The 18806-nt window shown below is 71.2% G+C and carries 19 protein-coding genes; 17 read left to right on the top strand and 2 right to left on the bottom strand.

Features of this window, described 5'->3' with window-relative positions:
• Positions 1 to 89: 89 nt before the first annotated feature.
• The 14 genes from AB0424_RS09745 to AB0424_RS09680 all read left to right on the top strand — a co-directional run bounded on the left by AB0424_RS09745 (position 90) and on the right by AB0424_RS09680 (position 13523).
• Positions 90 to 725: an MBL fold metallo-hydrolase gene (locus AB0424_RS09745; protein WP_366303616.1), complete on the top strand. Its 636-nt coding sequence runs from the start codon at positions 90 to 92 to the stop codon at positions 723 to 725.
• An 11-nt stretch (positions 726 to 736) separates the two neighbouring features.
• Positions 737 to 1279, top strand: a complete 543-nt coding sequence (locus AB0424_RS09740) for a hypothetical protein (RefSeq protein WP_366303614.1) — start codon at positions 737 to 739, stop codon at positions 1277 to 1279.
• Between the two features lie 116 nt (positions 1280 to 1395).
• Complete coding sequence (pdxS, locus tag AB0424_RS09735) at positions 1396 to 2310, top strand: pyridoxal 5'-phosphate synthase lyase subunit PdxS (RefSeq protein WP_189832345.1); 915 nt, start codon at positions 1396 to 1398, stop codon at positions 2308 to 2310.
• Positions 2311 to 2316: 6 nt separating this feature from the next.
• Positions 2317 to 2910, top strand: coding sequence for a pyridoxal 5'-phosphate synthase glutaminase subunit PdxT (gene pdxT, locus AB0424_RS09730; RefSeq protein ID WP_366303612.1), 594 nt, complete (start codon positions 2317 to 2319; stop codon positions 2908 to 2910).
• Positions 2911 to 2972: 62 nt separating this feature from the next.
• Positions 2973 to 3725, top strand: coding sequence for a YebC/PmpR family DNA-binding transcriptional regulator (locus AB0424_RS09725; protein WP_366303610.1), 753 nt, complete (start codon positions 2973 to 2975; stop codon positions 3723 to 3725).
• Between the two features lie 118 nt (positions 3726 to 3843).
• On the top strand, positions 3844 to 4407 hold the full coding sequence (gene ruvC, locus AB0424_RS09720; RefSeq protein ID WP_366303608.1) for a crossover junction endodeoxyribonuclease RuvC: 564 nt from the start codon (positions 3844 to 3846) through the stop codon (positions 4405 to 4407).
• Positions 4404 to 5033 (top strand): Holliday junction branch migration protein RuvA, encoded by a 630-nt coding sequence (gene ruvA, locus AB0424_RS09715; RefSeq protein WP_366303606.1) that lies wholly within the window; start codon positions 4404 to 4406, stop codon positions 5031 to 5033. Before ruvC ends, ruvA begins: the two co-directional genes overlap by 4 nt.
• 53 nt (positions 5034 to 5086) lie before the next feature.
• The gene (ruvB, locus tag AB0424_RS09710) at positions 5087 to 6175 is read left to right on the top strand and encodes a Holliday junction branch migration DNA helicase RuvB (RefSeq protein WP_366303604.1); all 1089 of its coding nucleotides are present in this window, start codon (positions 5087 to 5089) and stop codon (positions 6173 to 6175) included.
• 165 nt (positions 6176 to 6340) lie between these two features.
• On the top strand, positions 6341 to 6817 hold the full coding sequence (yajC, locus tag AB0424_RS09705) for a preprotein translocase subunit YajC (RefSeq protein ID WP_366303602.1): 477 nt from the start codon (positions 6341 to 6343) through the stop codon (positions 6815 to 6817).
• 145 nt (positions 6818 to 6962) lie between these two features.
• Positions 6963 to 8726, top strand: a complete 1764-nt coding sequence (secD, locus tag AB0424_RS09700) for a protein translocase subunit SecD (protein ID WP_366303600.1) — start codon at positions 6963 to 6965, stop codon at positions 8724 to 8726.
• A 1-nt stretch (position 8727) separates the two neighbouring features.
• The gene (secF, locus tag AB0424_RS09695; RefSeq protein ID WP_366303598.1) at positions 8728 to 9804 is read left to right on the top strand and encodes a protein translocase subunit SecF; all 1077 of its coding nucleotides are present in this window, start codon (positions 8728 to 8730) and stop codon (positions 9802 to 9804) included.
• Positions 9801 to 10352 carry an adenine phosphoribosyltransferase gene (locus AB0424_RS09690; protein ID WP_366303596.1) on the top strand — a complete coding sequence of 184 codons (552 nt, stop codon included), beginning with the start codon at positions 9801 to 9803 and terminating at the stop codon, positions 10350 to 10352. Before secF ends, AB0424_RS09690 begins: the two co-directional genes overlap by 4 nt.
• A gap of 123 nt (positions 10353 to 10475) precedes the next feature.
• Complete coding sequence (locus tag AB0424_RS09685; protein WP_366303595.1) at positions 10476 to 10898, top strand: hypothetical protein; 423 nt, start codon at positions 10476 to 10478, stop codon at positions 10896 to 10898.
• Positions 10899 to 11045: 147 nt separating this feature from the next.
• Positions 11046 to 13523, top strand: coding sequence for a bifunctional (p)ppGpp synthetase/guanosine-3',5'-bis(diphosphate) 3'-pyrophosphohydrolase (locus AB0424_RS09680; RefSeq protein ID WP_366303593.1), 2478 nt, complete (start codon positions 11046 to 11048; stop codon positions 13521 to 13523).
• A 131-nt stretch (positions 13524 to 13654) separates the two neighbouring features.
• Here AB0424_RS09680 and AB0424_RS09675 read toward each other — a convergent pair whose 3' ends face one another.
• Positions 13655 to 14884, bottom strand: a complete 1230-nt coding sequence (locus AB0424_RS09675) for a DUF349 domain-containing protein (RefSeq protein WP_366303591.1) — start codon at positions 14882 to 14884, stop codon at positions 13655 to 13657.
• 200 nt (positions 14885 to 15084) lie between these two features.
• Positions 15085 to 15885, bottom strand: coding sequence for a peptidylprolyl isomerase (locus AB0424_RS09670; protein WP_366303589.1), 801 nt, complete (start codon positions 15883 to 15885; stop codon positions 15085 to 15087).
• Between the two features lie 164 nt (positions 15886 to 16049).
• Here AB0424_RS09670 and AB0424_RS09665 point away from each other — a divergent pair, with 164 nt between their 5' ends.
• From AB0424_RS09665 to AB0424_RS09655, 3 genes are all read left to right on the top strand, one after another.
• Positions 16050 to 16757 (top strand): MBL fold metallo-hydrolase, encoded by a 708-nt coding sequence (locus AB0424_RS09665; protein ID WP_366303587.1) that lies wholly within the window; start codon positions 16050 to 16052, stop codon positions 16755 to 16757.
• A 10-nt stretch (positions 16758 to 16767) separates the two neighbouring features.
• Complete coding sequence (gene hisS / locus AB0424_RS09660; RefSeq protein ID WP_366303585.1) at positions 16768 to 18030, top strand: histidine--tRNA ligase; 1263 nt, start codon at positions 16768 to 16770, stop codon at positions 18028 to 18030.
• Positions 18031 to 18170: 140 nt separating this feature from the next.
• The gene (locus AB0424_RS09655) at positions 18171 to 18797 is read left to right on the top strand and encodes a vitamin K epoxide reductase family protein (protein ID WP_366303583.1); all 627 of its coding nucleotides are present in this window, start codon (positions 18171 to 18173) and stop codon (positions 18795 to 18797) included.
• Positions 18798 to 18806: the final 9 nt, after the last annotated feature.

Here is an 18806-nt window from a genome sequence, read left to right as displayed (position 1 = left end):
GGGGTCCGCCCCGGCGGGACGGTTGTCCACAACGGGGGGCTCGGCCCGGCGGAACGATTGCCCGTGACGGGGGTGGGCAGGGTGGGGGGATGGGGCGGATCGGGCGGGTGGAGCTGGGGTCGCTGACGAGGCCGGCGGAGGAGTGGGGAGGCCCCCACGCCCGCGTGGAGCCGGTACTGGGCTACGTCGTGCGCCACGGCGACGTGCGGCTGATGTTCGACACGGGCATCGGCACCGGATCGCCGGAGACGGACGCGCACTACGGCCCGGTGCGGCACCCCCTGCCCGTGGGGCCGCAGGACGTCGACCTGGTGGTGAACTGCCATCTGCACTTCGACCACATCGGCGGCAACCAGCGTTTCCCCGCGACGCCGGTCCTCGTCCAGCGGCGCGAGCTGGCGGTGGCGCGGGCGGGCGGGTACACGATCGACGCGCTGCTCGACGGGGTGCGGTACGAGGAGCTGGACGGGGAGTACGTGATCGCGCCGGGGCTGCGGGTGGTGCCGACGCCGGGGCACACGGAGGGACACCAGTCGCTGGTGGTCGACCACGGCGACCGGGTGACGGTGCTGGCGGGGCAGGCGTGCGACTTCGCGCACGAGTTCACGGCGCCGTACCCGCCGTGGGCCGGGCGGCTCGCGGAGCTGGCGGACGGTCGGCCGGTGCGTGTCCTGTTCGCGCACGACCACGACCTTTGGGAGGGGACGCTGCCACCGCCCCGGTAGCCTGTGCGCCCGTGACCGAAACCCTGATCTGGACCGTCGTCGCGCTGATCCTCATCGGCGTCTATCTCAGCTGGACCGCCGGGCGGCTGGACCGGCTGCACTCGCGCATCGACGCGGCCCGCGCGGCCCTGGACGCGCAGCTGCTGCGCAGGGCCTCGGTCGCGCAGGAGCTGGCCACTTCCGGGGTGCTCGATCCGGCGGCGTCGATCGTGCTGTACGAGGCGGCGCACGCCGCCCGGCAGGCCGAGGAGGACCACCGGGAGGTGGCCGAGAGCGAGCTGAGCCAGGCACTGCGGGCGGTCTTCGGCGAGCCCGAGCAGGTGGAGCTCGTACGGGAGGCGCCGGGCGGCGAGGAGGCCGCCGGGGAGCTGGCGCAGGCCGTGCGCCGGGTGCCGATGGCGCGCCGGTTCCACAACGACGCCGTGCGGGCGGCGCGGGCCCTGCGCCGCCACCGCACGGTCCGCTGGTTCCGGCTCGCAGGCCACGCGCCCTTTCCGCTGGCCTTCGAAATGGACGACGAGCCGCCGGTGGCGCTTGCCGATCGTCCGGCCTGACACCCCGTAACCTGCGAAAACGATCCACCGGGTCCACATTGGCCCTTGCTGTGGACCGCAGGTGGACTGTTTCCTCACTCTTGTCGTCAATCGCCGTTGTCACGAGTGAGGTACTTGTGTCCACCACGCCTTCCCCCTCCCCCCAGTCCCCCGAGACCGGCACCGCCCGTGTGAAGCGCGGCATGGCCGAGCAGCTCAAGGGCGGCGTGATCATGGACGTGGTCAACGCCGAGCAGGCGAAGATCGCCGAGGACGCCGGCGCCGTGGCCGTCATGGCCCTGGAGCGGGTCCCCGCGGACATCCGCAAGGACGGCGGCGTGGCCCGCATGTCCGACCCGAACATGATCGAGGAGATCATCGGTGCGGTGTCGATCCCGGTCATGGCCAAGTCCCGCATCGGCCACTTCGTCGAGGCGCAGGTCCTGCAGTCCCTCGGCGTCGACTACATCGACGAGTCCGAGGTCCTGACCCCGGCCGACGAGGTCAACCACTCCGACAAGTGGGCCTTCACGACCCCCTTCGTCTGTGGCGCCACCAACCTGGGCGAGGCCCTGCGCCGCATCGCCGAGGGCGCGGCCATGATCCGCTCCAAGGGCGAGGCCGGCACCGGCAACGTCGTCGAGGCCGTCCGCCACCTGCGCCAGATCAAGAACGAGATCGCCAAGCTGCGCGGCTTCGACAACAACGAGCTGTTCGCCGCCGCCAAGGACCTGCGCGCCCCGTACGAGCTGGTCAAGGAGGTCGCCGAGCTCGGCAAGCTGCCGGTCGTGCTGTTCTCCGCCGGTGGCGTCGCCACCCCGGCCGACGCCGCGCTCATGCGCCAGCTCGGCGCCGAGGGCGTCTTCGTCGGCTCCGGCATCTTCAAGTCGGGCGACCCGGCCAAGCGCGCCGCCGCCATCGTGAAGGCCACCACCTTCTACGACGACCCGAAGATCATCGCGGACGCCTCCCGCAACCTGGGCGAGGCCATGGTCGGCATCAACTGCGACACCCTCCCCGAGTCCGAGCGCTACGCCAACCGGGGCTGGTAAGCACCGATGAACCCCTCTCCCGTCATTGGTGTCCTGGCTCTCCAGGGCGACGTACGGGAGCACCTGATCGCCCTGGCCGCGGCTGACGCCGTGGCCAGGCCGGTGAGGCGCCCCGAGGAGCTCGCCGAGGTCGACGGCCTGGTCATCCCCGGTGGTGAGTCCACCACCATCTCCAAGCTGGCCGTGCTGTTCGGTCTCATGGAGCCGCTGCGCGAGCGCATCGCCGCGGGCATGCCGGTCTACGGCACCTGCGCGGGCCTGATCATGCTCGCCGACAAGATCCTCGACCCGCGCTCGGGCCAGGAGACGTTCGGCGGGATCGACATGATCGTCCGCCGCAACGCCTTCGGCCGCCAGAACGAGTCGTTCGAGGCCGGCGTCGCCGTCACGGGCATCGAGGACGGCCCCGTGGAGGGCGTCTTCATCCGCGCCCCGTGGGTCGAGTCCATCGGCGCCGAGGTCGAGGTGCTCGCCGAGCACGGCGGCCACATCGTGGCCGTGCGACAGGGCACCGCCCTCGCCACCTCGTTCCACCCGGAGCTCACCGGGGATCACCGCATTCACGCCCTGTTCGTCGACATGGTGCGCGCGGCGGGCTGATCCGATCCCGGTAGGATCTCTGGGGTTCGTTCAGAAATGGGTTACGCGAAGGAGACAGGCAGATGTCCGGCCACTCTAAATGGGCTACGACGAAGCACAAGAAGGCCGTGATCGACGCCAAGCGCGGCAAGCTCTTCGCGAAGCTGATCAAGAACATCGAGGTCGCGGCCCGCACCGGCGGCGCCGACCTCGACGGCAACCCGACGCTCTTCGACGCCGTCCAGAAGGCGAAGAAGCAGTCGGTCCCGAACAAGAACATCGACTCCGCGCTCAAGCGCGGTGCGGGTCTCGAGGCCGGCGGCGCCGACTACGCGACGATCATGTACGAGGGCTACGGCCCGAACGGTGTCGCGGTGCTCATCGAGTGCCTCACCGACAACCGCAACCGCGCCGCCTCCGACGTGCGCGTGGCCATGACCCGCAACGGCGGCTCCATGGCCGACCCGGGCTCGGTCTCGTACCTGTTCAACCGCAAGGGCGTCGTCGTGCTCCCCAAGGGCGAGCTGTCCGAGGACGACGTCCTGGAGTCGGTGCTGGAGGCCGGCGCCGAGGAGGTCAACGACCTCGGCGAGGCGTTCGAGATCATCAGCGAGGCCACCGACCTGGTCGCGGTCCGTACCGCCCTCCAGGAGGCCGGCATCGACTACGACTCCGCCGAGTCGAGCTTCGTCCCGACCATGCAGGTCGAGCTCGACGAGGACGGGGCGCGCAAGATGTTCAAGCTGATCGACGCGCTGGAGGACAGCGACGACGTGCAGAACGTCTTCGCCAACTTCGACGTCAGCGACGAGGTCATGGCGAAGGTCGACGCCTGACACCGGCCGTTCCGCAGCGGGCCGACGGGGGACACACCCCCGTCGGCCCGCTGCGTTGTCGGTGGCAGCCGATAGCCTGCACAAACAGTTGAGCGACAGCGGTCCAGGGAGGGGCACAGTGCGCGTTCTCGGGGTGGACCCCGGGCTGACCCGGTGCGGCGTCGGCGTCGTCGAGGGCGTCGCGGGACGGCCCCTCACCATGCTCGGCGTGGGCGTGGTGCGGACCGCCGCGGACGCGGACATCGGCATGCGGCTGGTCGGCATCGAGCGCGGCATCGAGGAGTGGCTCGACCGCTTCTCGCCCGAACTCGTCGCCGTCGAGCGGGTGTTCGCCCAGCACAACGTCCGCACCGTGATGGGCACGGCCCAGGCCAGCGCGGTCGCCATGCTGTGCGCCTCGCGCCGAGGCATCCCCGTCGCCCTGCACACACCCAGCGAGGTCAAGGCCGCCGTCACCGGCAGCGGACGCGCGGACAAGGCCCAGGTCGGCGCCATGGTGACCCGGCTCCTGAGGCTCTCCGCCCCGCCCAAGCCGGCCGACGCCGCCGACGCCCTCGCCCTCGCCATCTGCCACATCTGGCGGGCCCCCGCCCAGAACCGCCTCCAGCAGGCCGTCGCGCAGAACCGTCTCCAGCAGGCGGTCGCCCAGCAGGCGTCCGCAGTGAAAGGCCGAACCCGATGATCGCCTTCGTCAGCGGCCCGGTCGCCGCGCTCGCCCCCACCACCGCCGTGATCGAGGTCGGCGGCGTCGGCATGGCCGTCCAGTGCACGCCGAACACGCTCTCCGGGCTGAGGGTCGGCCAGGACGCCCGGCTCGCCACCTCGCTGGTCGTCCGCGAGGACTCCCTCACGCTGTACGGCTTCGCCGACGACGACGAGCGGCAGGTCTTCGAGCTCCTCCAGACCGCCAGCGGCGTCGGACCCCGCCTCGCGCAGGCCATGCTCGGCGTGCACAGCCCCGACGCCCTGCGCCTCGCGGTCTCCACGGGCGACGAGAAGTCCCTCATGGCCGTCCCCGGCATCGGCAAGAAGGGCGCGCAGAAACTCCTCCTCGAACTGAAGGACAAGCTCGGCGCCCCGCTGGGCAGCAGCGGCCTCGTCGGCGCCCAGCGCGCCGCGGCCGGTCCCGCGCCCTGGACCGAGCAGCTCTCCGCCGCCCTCATCGGCCTGGGCTACGCGAGCCGCGAGGCGGAGGAGGCCGTCAGCGCCGTCACCCCGCAGGCCGAGGCCGCCCTCGCCGAGACCGGCAGCGCGCCCGTGCCCCAGCTGCTCCGCGCCGCCCTGCAGACCCTCAACCGCACCCGCTGACCCGCTGCCCGCCGCACCGCGGGCCAGGCCGTACGAACGAGAAGGCATCCACCGTGAACTGGGACGACGACCTCACCGCCGAGGCACCCGAAGCCGAGGCGCGCATCGTCGGCGCCTCCGCCGAGGGGGACGACCAGGCCGTCGAGGCGGCGCTGCGCCCCAAGGACCTCAGCGAGTTCGTCGGCCAGGAGAAGGTCCGGCAGCAGCTCGACCTGGTCCTCAAGGCCGCCCGCCAGCGCGGAGCCACCGCCGACCACGTCCTGCTCTCCGGCGCCCCCGGCCTCGGCAAGACGACCCTCTCGATGATCATCGCGGCCGAGATGAACGCGCCGATCCGCATCACCTCCGGCCCCGCCATCCAGCACGCCGGCGACCTCGCCGCGATCCTCTCCTCCCTCCAGGAGGGCGAGATCCTCTTCCTCGACGAGATCCACCGGATGTCCCGGCCCGCCGAGGAGATGCTCTACATGGCGATGGAGGACTTCCGCGTCGACGTCATCGTCGGCAAGGGTCCCGGCGCCACCGCCATCCCGCTCGACCTCCCGCCCTTCACCCTGGTCGGCGCCACCACCCGGGCCGGCCTGCTGCCGCCCCCGCTGCGCGACCGCTTCGGCTTCACCGCCCACATGGAGTTCTACGACCCGGCCGAGCTCCAGCGCGTCATCCACCGGTCCGCCGGACTGCTGGACGTCGAGATCGACCCGGCCGGAGCCGCCGAGATCGCCGGCCGCTCCCGTGGCACCCCCCGCATCGCCAACCGGCTGCTGCGCCGCGTCCGGGACTACGCGCAGGTGAAGGCGGACGGAGTGATCACCCGGGAGATCGCCGAGATCGCCCTCGGGGTGTACGAGGTCGACAGCCGCGGCCTCGACCGGCTCGACCGCGCCGTCCTGGAGGCCCTGCTCAAGCTCTTCGGCGGCGGACCCGTCGGCCTGTCCACCCTCGCCGTCGCCGTGGGGGAGGAGCGCGAGACCGTCGAGGAGGTCGCCGAGCCCTTCCTCGTACGGGAGGGACTGCTGGCCCGCACGCCCCGTGGCCGGGTCGCCACTCCCGCGGCATGGGCACACCTCGGACTGGTTTCGCCGCAGGCCGCGGGCCCGGGAGCACACGGAAGCGGACAACAGGGGCTCTTCGGGGCGTGAGAGCGCGGACACTCGCCCGCACAGGAACCAGGGTGCGATGCTGGACGTTGTTCCATCGATGCGGACTCGCCTAGACTCCGCCGATGCCGCCCTTTCCGGTCGGCGCGCCCACCCCCGAAGATCAGGCCGCGGGTTCTCCGCGACCATGCGAAGGAAACCCGTCCCGTGAACATCGTGACCCTCCTCCCCTTCATCGTCCTCATCGGGGCCATGTTCCTGATGACCCGCTCCGCCAAGAAGAAGCAGCAGGCGGCGGCGCAGATGCGCGACGAGATGCAGCCCGGCACCGGCGTACGGACGATCGGGGGGATGTACGCCACCGTCAAGGAGATCGGCGACGAGACCGTCCTCCTCGAGGTCGCTCCCGGCGTGCACGCGGTCTACGCCAAGAACGCCATCGGCGCGGTCCTCCCGGACTCCGAGTACAACCGCATCGTCCACGGCGACGAGGAGGAGTCGGACTCCGACACCGTCGTTCCCGACGACGCCTCCTCGCTGACCGAGGCCGCCGAGGACACGGAGAAGGACGCCACGGCCGACGAGGCGCCGAAGGCCGACCTGACGAAGAAGTCGGACGCGGTCGAGGACGCCACCGAGGGTCAGAAGGACGGCAAGGCCGACGGCGAGACCGACGCGAAGTAGTCGCGGCCGGGGACCGCGCGCACGCCCGACCGGCGAGCGCGGTCCCCGGAACGGTTCCACGTCTGCGGGGGCAGGTCCCCACACACACTTCGTGGCCGTCCCGCGCACACCCGGCGCGGGACGGTTGGACAGGGAGATACGACAGGTGGCAGCACCGAAGAAGGGCCGAAGGCCGGCGGGGGGACAGAGCCGTCCGGGCCGCGCCCTGGCACTCATCCTGATCGCCATGGTCGCGCTCACCGGCGGCATGTTCTGGTCGGGGCACACCACCCCGCGCCTCGGCATCGACCTCGCCGGCGGTACGTCGATCACGCTGAAGGCCAAGGCCGAGCCCGGCCAGGAGTCGGCGGTCAACGAGACCAACATGAACACGGCGGTCGGCATCATCGAGCGCCGCGTCAACGGTCTGGGTGTCTCCGAGGCCGAGGTCCAGACGCAGGGCCGCGAGAACATCATCGTCAACATCCCTCGCGGGACGAACGAGAAGCAGGCCCGTGAGCAGGTCGGTACCACCGCCCAGCTCTACTTCCGGCCCGTTCTCGCCGTGACGAACGGTGCTCCGCAGGCCGCTCCGAGCGCCACGCCCTCGGGCACCGCCACGGGCAGCCCGAAGCCGTCCGCGTCCGCCACCGGCACCACCGCGGGCGAGAAGTCGGCCTCGCCGACCGCCACCGCCTCCACCCAGGGCCGCGCGCTCACCGAGGCCCTCAAGGCCCCGAGCCCGACGCCCACCGCGACCGGCTCGTCCTCCGCGACCCCCAAGGCGAGCGGCACCCCCTCGGCGACCCCGACGCCCGACGCCGCCACCGCGGCGCTGGAGAAGAAGTTCACCGCCCTGAACTGCCTCGACCCCAAGCAGCGCGCCGCGGCCGGCCAGGGCGTCAAGCCCACCGAGCCCACCGTCGCCTGTGGCGAGGACGCCCCCGGCGTCTGGTCGAAGTACCTCCTCGGCCCGGCCGAGGTCGAGGGCAAGGACGTCGACAAGGCCAAGGCCGCCATCGACCAGCGGTCCGGCCAGTGGATCGTCGACATGGAGTTCACCGACGGCGGTTCCAAGAAGTTCCAGGCGATCACCAGCAAGCTGTCGGCGCAGACCGACCCGCAGAACCGCTTCGCGATCGTCCTGGACGGCGAGGTCGTCTCGGCCCCGTCGGTGCGCACCACGCTCAGCGCCAGCGCGCAGATCTCCGGCAGCTTCAACCAGCAGAGCGCCCAGGACCTCGGCAACATCCTGGCCTACGGCGCCCTGCCGCTCTCCTTCGAGACGCAGAGCGTCGACACCGTCACCGCCGCCCTCGGCGGCGACCAGCTGGAGGCGGGCCTCATCGCGGGCGCCATCGGCCTGGCGCTGGTCATCATCTACCTGGTCGCCTACTACCGCGGCCTGTCGCTGATCGCCATCCTCAGCCTCGGCGTCTCGGCGCTCCTCACCTACGTGATCATGGCCCTGCTCGGCCCGGCCATCGGCTTCGCGCTGAACCTGCCGGCCGTCTGCGGCGCCATCGTCGCCATCGGCATCACCGCGGACTCGTTCATCGTGTACTTCGAGCGCATCCGCGACGAGCTCCGCGAGGGCCGCACGCTCCGCCCGGCCGTCGAGCGCGCCTGGCCGCGCGCCCGCCGCACGATCATGGTCTCCGACTTCGTGTCGTTCCTGGCCGCGGCCGTGCTCTTCATCGTCACCGTCGGCAAGGTCCAGGGCTTCGCGTTCACGCTCGGTCTGACCACCCTGCTCGACATCGTCGTGGTGTTCCTCTTCACCAAGCCGGTCATGACGCTCCTCGCGCGGACCAAGTTCTTCGGAAACGGCCACGCCTGGTCCGGTCTGGACCCGAAGCGTCTCGGCGCCCAGCCGCCGCTGCGCCGCACCCGCCGTGCCCACGCCCCCGTCGACGCGAAGGAGGCGTGAGATGTCGAAGCTCGGCGATCTCGGCGCCCGGCTCCACCGCGGTGAGGTCGGTTACGACTTCATCGGCAACCGCAAGATCTGGTATGGCCTGTCCATCCTGATCACCATCACCGCCATCGTCGCCCTGGCCGTCCGCGGCCTGAACATGGGCATCGAGTTCCAGGGCGGCGCCGTCTTCACCACCCCGAAGTCGGAAGTCTCCGTCAGCCAGGCGCAGGAGTACGCGGAAGAGGCGTCCGGCCACGACGCGATCGTCCAGCAGCTCGGCAACGGCTCCCTCCGCATCCAGGTCGGCGGCCTCGACACCGCGCAGTCCGACCAGGTCCGCGCGGAGCTCTCGAAGGACCTGGGCGTCCCCGAGGACAAGATCGCGGCCGAGCTGGTCGGCCCGAGCTGGGGCGAGCAGATCGCCACCAAGGCATGGACCGGCCTGGGGGTCTTCATGATCCTCGTGGTGATCTACCTGGCCATCGCCTTCGAGTGGAGAATGGCGGTCGCGGCACTGATCGCCCTCATCCACGACCTCACGATCACGGTCGGCATCTACTCGCTGGTCGGCTTCGAGGTCACGGTCGGCACGGTCATCGGTCTGCTGACGATCCTCGGCTACTCGCTGTACGACACGGTCGTGGTCTTCGACTCGCTCAAGGAGCAGACGAAGGACATCACCAAGCAGACCCGCTTCACCTACAGCGAGCTGGCCAACCGCTCGATCAACGGCACCCTGGTCCGTTCGATCAACACCACCGTCGTCGCGCTGCTGCCGGTCGCCGGCCTGCTCTTCATCGGTGGCGGCGTCCTGGGCGCCGGCATGCTGAACGACATCTCGCTGTCGCTGTTCGTGGGTCTCGCCGCCGGTGCGTACTCCTCGATCTTCATCGCCACCCCGCTGGTCGCCGACCTCAAGGAGCGCGAGCCGGCGATCCGGGCCCTGAAGAAGCGCATCATGGCCAAGCGCGCGAGCGCCGCCGCCAAGGGCGAGTCGGTGGAGGAGACGGACGGCCTGTCCGCCGAGGCCGAGACCGCCGTCGTGGGCCCCCGCGCCGGCCGTCGGGGCACCCGGGAGCACCGAGGATGACCGCCGAGGCCCAGGACGTCACCGCGCTCCTGCTCAGCCGTATCCGCGACGTCCCCGACTACCCGAAGCCGGGCGTGCTGTTCAAGGACATCACGCCGCTGCTCGCGGACCCGGCGGCGTTCACGGCCCTGACCGACGCTCTCGCCGGGCTGTGCACCGCGCACGGCGCGACGAAGATCGTCGGCCTGGAGGCGCGCGGCTTCATCCTGGCCGCCCCGGTGGCCGTCCGCGCGGGCCTGGGGTTCATCCCGGTCCGCAAGGCCGGCAAGCTCCCCGGGGCCACGCTCAGCCAGGCGTACGAGCTGGAGTACGGCACCGCCGAGATCGAGGTGCACGCCGAGGACCTGGCCGCGGGCGACCGCGTCATGGTCATCGACGACGTCCTCGCCACCGGCGGCACGGCCGAGGCGTCGATCGAGCTCATCCGCCGCGCGGGTGCCGAGGTGGCGGGCGTCGCGGTCCTGATGGAACTGGGCTTCCTCCCGGGCCGCGCCCGGCTGGAGCCCGCGCTGAACGGCGCACCGCTCACGGCACTCATCCGAGTGTGATCCTTCAAGTCCGACGATCTCCCGCCCGATAACGGTCGAGGGACACGGAGACGGGCGCCCCGGGACCTCCCGAGGCGCCCTTCGCCGTTCCCGGCCGTTCCCGCGCTGCCAGGAGGAAGTCGCATGAAGATGTCCCGCAGGTCCCTCGCCGGAGCCGTCTCCCTGATCGCGGTCGCCGCGCTCGGAGCGGCCGCGAACCCGGCGAGCGCCGGCCCGGCCGTCGTGGCCGCACCGGCCGCCCCGCGCGCGGCGGCCGACTCGTGCGTCGGCTGGAAGAACGCCGGCAGCGTGCCCCTGAAGTGGACGAAGGCCAACGACGCCTGCGGCCACTTCGGCGCCGAGGGCATGCGCATGGGCTACTCCTGGAAGGTCTACAGGGGCGGCGGCGTCTGCGTGCGCGTGAAGGGCTTCGACGCCCGCCGCAAGGAGATCTGGTCCGCCCCGCTGTGCGGCAAGAGCGGTTCCGTCAAGATCCACTGGGGCAATGTCGCCGCCGCCAAGGAGATCCAGTTCAAGGGTGGTCCCTCCCTCCTCCGCTGGAACTGACGGCCCTCCGGCGGCGGGGTCCGCGCGCCCCGGCGCGCGCCCCCGTCCCCGGGGTGACGGCCACCGCGTGCGCATCCGGACTCGTGGCTCGATACCATGGCCTTTCCGGGCCTGACCGGGGGACCCGGCACCGCACGAGGAGCGCTCTTGCCAGACGAGGCCCAGTCACTCTCCGCCGCGCAGCCCGACCCGAAGGCCGACGGGGCGGCGACGGGAACCGGCACGCCCCAGAACAAGCCGGCGGAGACCGGGCCCGCGCCCGAGGCACCCGCGCCGGCGCCCACGCCGGCCTCGACGACCCGGCCCACGCCCGCCGCGCCCGCCCGCTCCGGCGGCTCGTCCAACCGCGTCCGGGCCCGCCTCGCCCGCCTCGGCGTCCAGCGCTCCTCCCCGTACAACCCGGTCCTCGAACCGCTGCTGCGGATCGTGCGCTCCAACGACCCCAAGATCGAGACGGCGACCCTCCGCCAGGTCGAGCACGCCTACCAGGTCGCCGAGCGCTGGCACCGCGGCCAGAAGCGCAAGAGCGGCGACCCGTACATCACGCATCCGCTCGCCGTGACCACCATCCTCGCCGAGCTCGGCATGGACCCGGCGACCCTGATGGCCGGACTCCTCCACGACACCGTCGAGGACACCGAGTACGGCCTGGAGACCCTCCGCCGCGACTTCGGCGACCAGGTCGCGCTCCTCGTCGACGGCGTGACCAAGCTCGACAAGGTCAAGTTCGGCGAGGCCGCCCAGGCCGAGACCGTCCGCAAGATGGTCGTGGCCATGGCCAAGGACCCCCGGGTCCTGGTCATCAAGCTCGCCGACCGCCTGCACAACATGCGCACCATGCGCTATCTCAAGCGGGAGAAGCAGGAGAAGAAGGCCCGCGAGACCCTCGAGATCTACGCGCCGCTGGCCCACCGGCTGGGCATGAACACCATCAAGTGGGAGCTCGAGGACCTCGCCTTCGCGATCCTCTACCCCAAGATGTACGACGAGATCGTCCGGCTCGTCGCCGAGCGCGCCCCCAAGCGGGACGAGTACCTCGCGATAGTGACCGACGAGGTCCAGGCCGACCTGCGCGCCGCCCGGATCAAGGCCACCGTCACCGGCCGCCCGAAGCACTACTACAGCGTCTACCAGAAGATGATCGTCCGCGGCCGGGACTTCGCGGAGATCTACGACCTGGTCGGCATCCGCGTCCTCGTGGACACCGTCCGCGACTGCTACGCGGCGCTCGGCACCGTCCACGCGCGATGGAACCCGGTCCCCGGCCGGTTCAAGGACTACATCGCGATGCCGAAGTTCAACATGTACCAGTCGCTGCACACGACGGTCATCGGACCCAACGGCAAGCCCGTCGAGCTCCAGATCCGCACCTTCGACATGCACCGGCGCGCCGAGTACGGCATCGCCGCCCACTGGAAGTACAAGCAGGAGGCCGTCGCCGGCGCCTCCAAGGTCCGCGCCGACGTGCCCAAGAAGGCCGGCAAGGACGACCACCTCAACGACATGGCGTGGCTGCGCCAGCTCCTCGACTGGCAGAAGGAGACCGAGGACCCCAGCGAGTTCCTGGAGTCCCTGCGCTTCGACCTCTCCCGCAACGAGGTCTTCGTCTTCACGCCCAAGGGCGACGTCATCGCGCTGCCGGCCGGGGCCACCCCCGTCGACTTCTCGTACGCCGTCCACACCGAGGTCGGCCACCGCACCATAGGAGCGCGGGTCAACGGACGGCTCGTGCCGCTCGAATCGACCCTCGACAACGGCGACCTGGTCGAGGTCTTCACCTCCAAGGCCGCCGGCGCCGGCCCCTCCCGCGACTGGCTGGGCTTCGTCAAGTCGCCGCGCGCCCGCAACAAGATCCGCGCCTGGTTCTCCAAGGAGCGCCGCGACGAGGCCATCGAGCAGGGCAAGGACGCCATCGCGCGGGCCATGCGCAAGCAGAACCTGCCGATCCAGCGCATCCTCACCGGCGACTCGCTGGTCACCCTCGCGCACGAGCTGCGCTACGCGGACATCTCCTCGCTGTACGCGGCGATCGGCGAGGGCCACGTCACGGCCCAGTCGATCGTGCAGAAGCTGGTCCAGGCGCTGGGCGGCGAGGAGGCCGCCACCGAGGACATCGACGAGGCCGCGCCGCCCACCCGCGGGCGCTCCAAGCGCCGCTCCAGCGCCGACCCCGGTGTCGTCGTCAAGGGCGTCGACGACGTCTGGGTGAAGCTGGCCCGCTGCTGCACCCCCGTTCCCGGCGACCCGATCATCGGGTTCGTCACCCGCGGCAGCGGCGTGTCGGTCCACCGCAGCGACTGCGTCAACGTGGAGTCGCTCTCCCGGGAGCCGGAGCGGATCCTGGAGGTCGAGTGGGCTCCGACCCAGTCCTCGGTCTTCCTCGTCGCCATCCAGGTCGAGGCCCTCGACCGGTCCCGGCTGCTCTCGGACGTCACCCGGGTCCTCTCGGACCAGCACGTCAACATCCTCTCCGCGGCCGTCCAGACCTCCCGCGACCGGGTGGCCACCTCCCGCTTCACCTTCGAGATGGGCGACCCGAAGCACCTGGGCCACGTCCTGAAGGCGGTGCGGGGCGTGGAGGGCGTCTACGACGTCTACCGCGTCACCTCGGCCCGCCGGCCGTAGCCGACCCTCCCCAGGCCCGCAGGTCGTGGTCCACGGCCCGCGGGTCCTGGACGAGGACACGAGGGAGGCCCCCCGGCAGCTCGCCGGGGGGCCTCCCTCGTGCGGTCACGGCGTCGGCCGGACCGGCGGACTCAGCCGCCGAACTCCTCCAGGCCCTTCATGGCCTGGTCGAGCAGGGCCTGGCGGCCCTCCAGCTCGCGGGCGAGCTTGTCGGCCTTGGCGTCGTTGCCGGCGGCGCGGGCCGCGTCGATCTGCTTGCGCAGCTTCTCCACGGCGTCCTGGAGCTGACCGGTCAGACCCGCGGCACGCGCGCGTGCCTCCGGGTTCGTCCGGCGCCACTCGGCCTCCTCGGCCTCCTGGATGGCCCGCTCCACGGTGTGCATCCGGCCCTCGACCTTGGGACGGGCGTCACGCGGGACGTGGCCGATGGCCTCCCAGCGCTCGTTGAGGGAACGGAAGGCCGCGCGCGCCGCCTTCAGGTCCGTCACGGGAACGAGCTTCTCGGCCTCGACCGCGAGCTCCTCCTTGGCCTTGAGGTTCTCGGTCTGCTCCGCGTCCCGCTCGGCGAAGACCTCGCCGCGCGCCGCGAAGAAGACGTCCTGGGCGCCGCGGAAGCGGTTCCACAGGTCGTCCTCGTGCTCGCGCTGGGCGCGGCCGGCCGCCTTCCACTCGGTCATGAGGTCGCGGTAGCGGGCGGCGGTGGCGCCCCAGTCGGTGGAGTTCGACAGCGACTCCGCCTCGGCGACCAGACGCTCCTTGGCCTTGCGGGCGTCCTCGCGCTGGGCGTCCAGCGAGGCGAAGTGGGCCTTGCGGCGCTTCGAGAACGCCGAGCGGGCGTGCGAGAAGCGGTGCCACAGCTCGTCGTCGGACTTCCGGTCGAGCCGCGGCAGGCCCTTCCAGGTGTCGACGAGCGCCCGCAGCCGCTCGCCGGCCGAGCGCCACTGCTCGCTCTGGGCCAGTTCCTCGGCCTCGGTGACGAGCTTCTCCTTGGCGGAGCGGGCCTCGTCGGTCTGCTTCGCCTTCTGGGCCTTGCGCTCCTCGCGGCGCGAGTCGACCGCCTCGACGAGCTTGTCCAGCCGGGCGGCGAGCGCGGCCAGGTCGCCGACGGCGTGGTGCTCGTCGACCTGCTGGCGGATGTGCTCGATCGCCGTCGTGGCGTCCTTCGCCGAGAGGTCGGTGGTCCTCACGCGCTTCTCGAGGAGGCCGATCTCGACCACCAGGCCCTCGTACTTGCGCTCGAAGTAGGCCAGGGCCTCCTCAGGGGTGCCGGCCTGCCACGATCCGACGACCTTCTCGCCCTCGGCCGTCCGCACGTACACGGTGCCCGTCTCGTCGACGCGGCCCCACGGGTCGCTGCTCACAGCGCCTCCTCACCATGATGCCGTCGCGGGGTCGTACCCCCCGGGCATCGTCCACAGTTTCCCGGCGGGCCTCGCCCGCCATCCGCAGCGCGGCCGACGGCCCACGCTGCACAACGCCAATCTAGGCGAATCGCGGCCCGGCTGTCCGCACTCAGCGCGACCGAGATTCGACGGTCACGCGTGCGTGCGGACGCCCCGGCTCACTTCTTCGCGACGGTCGCCTTCTCGATGGTGACGGGCTTCTTCGGAGCGCCGTCCCCGGCGCCGCCCTCGACACCGGCCGCGGCCACGTCCTGGACCGCCTTGAGGCCGGCCGCGTCGATCTTCCCGAACGGGGTGTAGCTCGGGGGCAGCTTGGTGTCCTTGTAGACGAGGAAGAACTGCGAGCCGCCCGTGCCCGGCTGCCCGGTGTTCGCCATGGCGACGGTGCCGGCCGGGAAGGTGACCGAGCCGTCCGCGCCGGCCTTGCCCAGGGCGCCCAGGTTCTCGTCCGGGATGGTGTACCCCGGGCCGCCGGTGCCGTCGCCCTTGGGGTCACCGCACTGGAGCACGTAGATGCCCTGGGTGGTGAGCCGGTGGCACTTGGTCCCGTCGAAGTACTTCTTGCCCGCGAGGTGCGCGAAGGAGTTCACCGTGCGCGGGGTCTTCGACGCGTCCATGGTGATCGTGATGTCGCCCTCGTTGGTCTTCAGGGACATCGCGTACGTGGCCTTCCGGTCCACCGTGAGCTTCGGCTCCGGGCTCGCCGCCTCGGTCTGCGTCGGCGTCGGCGCGGCCGTGGTCGGCGTGTCGCTCGCCGTGTTGTCCGAGCCCTTGTCCGGGCCGTCCGTCAGCGCCACGGAGGCGTAGACGGCGCCGCCCGCGGCCACCACCACCGCAAGGGCGGCGGCGATGACGGTGTTGCGGCGCTTCGCCTTGCGTCGGTTCTCCTCCCGCCGCTGCTGCTGCCGCGCGTACTTCTCCCTGGCAAGCTGCCGCCGCCGCTGATCGCTGGTGACCACCGGGTCCGCTCCTCGTCGCTCGTCTGTTCCTGTCCTGGCCGGATGTGCCCGTACGGTATACGGGTTGGCTGTGGAACCGGCACCGCCGGTAGGCTCTGATCTGCCGCATTCCGTGTTTTCCGCGAGTTCCGCGCCCCCGTGCCGGACGACATCTAAGGACGAACGTGCTGATTGCCGGGTTCCCCGCCGGGGCCTGGGGCACCAATTGCTATCTGGTAGCCCCCGCCGCAGGCGAGGAGTGCGTGATCATCGACCCGGGCCACCAGGCCGCCCAGGGTGTCGAGGAGACGCTGAGGAAGCATCGGCTCAAGCCCGTCGCCGTCGTCCTGACCCATGGACACATCGACCACGTCGCCTCCGTCGTCCCGGTGTGCGGCGCCCATGACGTCCCCGCGTGGATCCACCCGTCCGACCGCTACATGATGAGCGACCCGGAGAAGGCCCTCGGCCGCTCCATCGGGATGCCCCTCATGGGCGAGCTGACCGTGGGGGAGCCCGACGACGTGCGCGAGCTCACCGACGGCGCCGAGCTCAAGCTCGCCGGTCTCGACTTCTCCGTCGCCCACGCGCCCGGTCATACCAAGGGGTCGGTGACCTTCAGGATGCCCGAGACCACGGAGATCCCGTCCGTGTTCTTCTCGGGGGACCTGCTGTTCGCCGGCTCCATCGGACGCACCGACCTTCCCGGCGGTGACATGGACGAGATGCTCGCTTCGCTGGCCCGTGTGTGCCTGCCGCTCGACAACTCGACCGTGGTGCTGTCGGGACACGGTCCCCAGACGACCATCGGCCAGGAGCGCGCCACCAACCCGTACCTGCGGGACGTGGCGGCCGGCCTCGGGAGCACGGACGCTCCCCGACGAGGAATGTGACGAGAACCCCGTGAGCAGCTTCAAGGCCCCCAAGGGCACGTACGACCTGATCCCGCCCTTCTCCGCCAAGTACCTCGCGGTCCGCGACGCGATCGCGGAGCCGCTGCGGAAGTCCGGCTACGGCTACGTCGAGACCCCCGGCTTCGAGGACGTGAACCTCTTCGCCCGCGGCGTCGGCGAGTCCACCGACATCGTCAGCAAGGAGATGTACGCCTTCGAGACCAAGGGCGGCGACAAGCTCGCCCTGCGTCCCGAAGGCACCGCCTCCGTGCTGCGCGCCGCCCTGGAGTCCAACCTCCACAAGCAGGGCAACCTGCCGGTCAAGCTCTGGTACTCCGGCTCGTACTACCGCTACGAGCGCCCGCAGAAGGGCCGCTACCGCCACTTCTCGCAGGTCGGCGCCGAGGCGATCGGCGCCGAGGACCCGGCGCTCGACGCCGAGCTGATCATCCTCGCCGACCAGGCGTACCGCTCGCTCGGTCTGCGCGACTTCCGCATCCTGCTGAACTCGCTCGGCGACAAGGAGTGCCGCCCCGTCTACCGCGAGGCGCTCCAGGACTTCCTGCGCGCCCTCGACCTCGACGAGGAGACCCGCCGCCGCATCGAGATCAACCCGCTGCGCGTCCTCGACGACAAGCGCGAGGCCGTCCAGAAGCAGCTGGTCGGCGCGCCGCTGCTGCGTGACTACCTGTGCGACGCGTGCAAGGCGTACCACGAGGAGGTGCGCGCCCTGATCACCGCGGCGGGCGTCGTCTTCGAGGACGACGCCAAGCTGGTCCGCGGCCTCGACTACTACACCCGCACCACCTTCGAGTTCGTCCACGACGGTCTCGGCTCGCAGTCGGCGGTCGGCGGCGGCGGCCGCTACGACGGCCTCTCCGAGATGATCGGCGGCCCCGCGCTGCCGTCCGTGGGCTGGGCGCTCGGCGTCGACCGCACGGTCCTGGCCCTGGAGGCGGAGGGCGTCGAGCTCGACATCCCCGCCGCGACCAGCGTCTTCGCCGTGGCGATCGGGGACGAGGCCCGCCGCCTGCTGTTCGGCAAGGTCACCGAGCTGCGCCGGGAGGGCGTCGCCGCCGACTTCTCCTTCGGCGGCAAGGGCCTCAAGGGCGCCATGAAGGACGCCAACCGCTCGGGCGCCCGCCTCGCCGTCGTCGCCGGCGAGCGCGACCTCGCCGAGGGCGTCGTCCAGCTGAAGGACATGGAGTCCGGCGAGCAGCAGGCCGTCCCGGTCGACGGCCTCGTGGACGCCGTCAAGGCCAAGCTGGCCTGACCGACCCGCACACGCGGACGGGGCCCGGACCACACGGTGGTCCGGGCCCCGTCCTTATCCCCAGCGAACGGTGCGGAGCCGGACAGGTGTTGCAGAATGACCCTGCCCACAAGGCCCGCGAACGAGGGAAACCAGGCGACATGACGAAGGCAGCGGTGGAAGAGACCGCGTCCGGCCGGGACGGCGACGGCACGATCGGGGCGAGCCGGGCCTTCGCCTGGCTGCTCGTGATCACCGGGGCGGCCGGCCTGCTCGCCGCCTGGGTCATCACGATCGACAAGATCAAGCTCCTGGAGGACCCCTCCTTCACCCCGGGGTGCAGCCTCAACCCGATCGTCTCCTGCGGCAACATCATGAAGAGCGAGCAGGCATCGGTCTTCGGCTTCCCCAACCCGATGCTCGGCCTCGTGACGTACGCCATGGTCATCGCGATCGGCGTGGCCCTGCTCGCCGGCGCCCGCTACCGCCGCTGGTACTGGCTGGGCCTCAACGCCGGCACGCTGTTCGGCGTCGGCTTCTGCGCCTGGCTGACCTACCAGTCGCTGTACGAGATCAACTCGCTCTGCCTGTGGTGCTGCCTGGCCTGGGTCGCCACCATCGTCATGTTCTGGTATGTCACCTCGCACAACGTCCGCACCGGCGTCATCCCCGCCCCCCGCGCCCTGCGGACCTTCTTCGGCGAGTTCACCTGGGTCCTGCCCGTCCTCCACATCGGGATCATCGGCATGCTGATCCTGACCCGCTGGTGGGACTTCTGGACCGGGTGACGGCGGCCT

Origin of the sequence: Streptomyces sp. NPDC051180 (assembly GCF_040689545.1) — a bacterium.
Lineage (GTDB): Bacteria > Actinomycetota > Actinomycetes > Streptomycetales > Streptomycetaceae > Streptomyces.
The sequence above is the reverse complement of the archived record's forward strand: the minus strand, read 5'-3'. Positions and strand labels throughout refer to the sequence as shown.

What these genes read in the sequence shown, in the direction of transcription:
- AB0424_RS09685 (WP_366303595.1), top strand. Translation starts at nt 10,476, where the DNA reads ATGAAGATGTCCCGCAGGTCCCTCGCCGGAGCCGTCTCCCTGATCGCG.
- ruvA (WP_366303606.1), top strand. Translation starts at nt 4,404, where the DNA reads ATGATCGCCTTCGTCAGCGGCCCGGTCGCCGCGCTCGCCCCCACCACC.
- pdxT (WP_366303612.1), top strand. Translation starts at nt 2,317, where the DNA reads ATGAACCCCTCTCCCGTCATTGGTGTCCTGGCTCTCCAGGGCGACGTA.
- AB0424_RS09655 (WP_366303583.1), top strand. Translation starts at nt 18,171, where the DNA reads ATGACGAAGGCAGCGGTGGAAGAGACCGCGTCCGGCCGGGACGGCGAC.
- AB0424_RS09725 (WP_366303610.1), top strand. Translation starts at nt 2,973, where the DNA reads ATGTCCGGCCACTCTAAATGGGCTACGACGAAGCACAAGAAGGCCGTG.
- AB0424_RS09690 (WP_366303596.1), top strand. Translation starts at nt 9,801, where the DNA reads ATGACCGCCGAGGCCCAGGACGTCACCGCGCTCCTGCTCAGCCGTATC.
- secF (WP_366303598.1), top strand. Translation starts at nt 8,728, where the DNA reads ATGTCGAAGCTCGGCGATCTCGGCGCCCGGCTCCACCGCGGTGAGGTC.
- AB0424_RS09745 (WP_366303616.1), top strand. Translation starts at nt 90, where the DNA reads ATGGGGCGGATCGGGCGGGTGGAGCTGGGGTCGCTGACGAGGCCGGCG.